General features: G+C 39.2%; 1 protein-coding gene. It reads right to left on the bottom strand.

What is annotated here, in order from left to right; all coding sequences use genetic code 11:
* Positions 1–124: 124 nt before the first annotated feature.
* Positions 125–1,254, bottom strand: a 1,130-nt coding sequence (locus tag KTHG_RS21555) for a hypothetical protein (RefSeq protein ID WP_370362831.1), incomplete at its 5' end; no start/stop codon positions are given.

Below are 1,254 nucleotides of genomic sequence, written 5' to 3'. Positions count from 1 at the left end.
ACTAGAATTTCTGTAAAGGTGCTCAACGAAATGCGACGCATTTCATTATTTAATACTGCATATTCAATAACAGTGCCATTGTCCGTTACTTTCAAGCTTCGTACATCGTTAATTAATTGTAACTTCATCCTTTTACCATCCCTTCCACAAGTTCCGTTAATGTAGCTACCTGCTGTTTTAACGCTTCAATTTCAGCTGCTTGTTGCGTTAGTTTATCCTCATGCTCTTTTAACACGACGTTATGATAAATACTAATACGGTCATAGCTTAATGCATCTACTTCGCCTTGTTCGTTGTATTGCACAACTTCTGTCAAATCAGCATCATGAAAATCATCCGCAATAAAGCCATAGAATGTATCTAATTTTACTGCTGGATCTAGTTCTTCTAAGGTTTGCGTATTGAGTGCATTTGCTAGTTCCTCTACTTGTGAACGGTCGTTCCATTTCTTTGGCGTAATCGCCAAAACTTTTTTTGCTTTTGTTTGAATATCGGAAATATCAGCGATATTTAACTTATATTTTCTAGCAGACGTTGCACGAGATAAAATACCTGATGTGCTCACAACCATATTTGCTGGACTCGATGTCGTACGGTCGTAAAGTGATTGGCACTGCACAACGACTTGGTCCAAATAAGTAGATGAATTTTTAATACTTAACGTCCCTTGCGAATCCCCAATTGTAATCCCACTACTAATTTCAGCTACACCACGCATACGCCCACCATTCAAATTAATTGCACCTGCAGCATAGAGTTGCATAAAATCGTCACTAAACAAGGTAAGTTGAGGATTAGATGCACCATAATTAGTCGTTAAACGAATTTGGTCACTCGCTGCAGTTAATTGTTTTTTTCCTTCAATTTCTAATTGTTGGCCAGAATAAATGCGCATGCCAGAACCCGTATACCCTTCATTTCCTGTGTTACCGGGCAATCCTTTTACTTCATTTGCAAAGAAGTCAATGAAACGTGAATTGGTGCTGTAATAACTAGAAAGTGCATCATATTGGGTGGCAATTCCTTTTTCGGTAAAATACAATCTACGCAAAGTTGGATTGGCCAAAACAGATGTCCAGTCTGAACCTGCCGGTTTATACAATTTATCTGTCGTTGAAAAACGTAGAAAGCCCGATGTTAATTCGGCAGTGGCTGGGTAACGTCGTAAAGCCGGTGTGTCGTTGACATCATTCTGGAAGTAACGTTCAATATTTCCTCCAGCCATTACACCGCCATCCTTAATGGTCGTATTTG

Origin of the sequence: Kurthia sp. Dielmo (assembly GCF_000307285.2) — a bacterium.
In the GTDB taxonomy this organism is placed as follows: Bacteria; Bacillota; Bacilli; order Bacillales_A; family Planococcaceae; genus Kurthia; species Kurthia populi.
Note: the sequence above shows the minus strand (reverse complement) of the source record. Positions and strands in the feature narration are given on the sequence as shown.